Source organism: Pseudomonas sp. SWRI92 (assembly GCF_014268685.1).
Lineage (GTDB): Bacteria > Pseudomonadota > Gammaproteobacteria > Pseudomonadales > Pseudomonadaceae > Aquipseudomonas > Aquipseudomonas marvdashtae.
This window is the reverse complement of record NZ_JABWQY010000067.1, coordinates 1-208: the sequence shown is the minus strand read 5'-3', so window position 1 is coordinate 208 and position 208 is coordinate 1. Positions and strand designations below refer to the sequence as shown.

Here is a 208-nt window from a genome sequence, read left to right as displayed (position 1 = left end):
CGGTTTGCCGTCGGCACCGGTCAGGGTGGCGGTGTAAGTGATGGTGCCGTTTTCGTTCACGGTCGGAGTGGCGGTCAACGTCACCGTGGTGGTGTCATCGACATCGCTGACGATAGTGCTGACCGGAGTCGTGTTCGGAGCGATAGCCTCGAGGTTGCCACCAGTGGCGGTACTGATGCTTTCGGTGACGGTGGTTGGGCCTTGGTAC

The 208-nt window shown here is 61.1% G+C and carries 1 protein-coding gene; it reads right to left on the bottom strand.

Annotated features, from left to right (window positions below; translation table 11 throughout):
• A partial coding sequence (locus tag HU762_RS26605; protein WP_186641897.1) for an immunoglobulin-like domain-containing protein occupies window positions 1-208 on the bottom strand: 208 nt, incomplete at both ends.